The following is a 392-nucleotide window of genomic DNA, read 5'->3' on the forward strand; positions in this document are numbered from 1 at the left end:
GGGTCAGGGTGCGCAGCGTGCCGGGATGGGTCGGGAGCTGTCCGAGGCGTTCCCGGTGTTCGCGGGTGCCTTGGATGAGGTGTGTGCCCAGCTTGGCCCGCTGGTGCCGCAGCCGTTGAAGCCGGTGTTGTTCGCCGAGGCGGGCACGCCTGAGGCGGCGTTGTTGGATCAGACCGTCTTCACGCAGGCCGGGTTGTTCGCGGTCGAGGTGGCGTTGTTCCGTCTGGTGGAGTCGTTCGGGATCGTTCCGGACTTCGTGGGTGGTCATTCGGTCGGTGAGATCACGGCCGCGTACGTCGCCGGGGTGTTGTCGCTGGCGGACGCGTGTGCGCTCGTCGCCGCGCGGGGCCGGTTGATGCAGGCGTTGCCGGCCGGGGGCGGGATGCTCGCGG

The 392-nt window shown here is 69.9% G+C and carries 1 protein-coding gene; it reads left to right on the forward strand.

Annotated features, from left to right (window positions below; translation table 11 throughout):
- On the forward strand, window positions 1-392 hold a 392-nt coding region (locus QSK20_RS31965), incomplete at both ends, for an acyltransferase domain-containing protein (protein ID WP_285792329.1).

Source organism: Micromonospora sp. NBRC 101691, assembly GCF_030269285.1.
Lineage (GTDB): Bacteria > Actinomycetota > Actinomycetes > Mycobacteriales > Micromonosporaceae > Micromonospora > Micromonospora echinospora.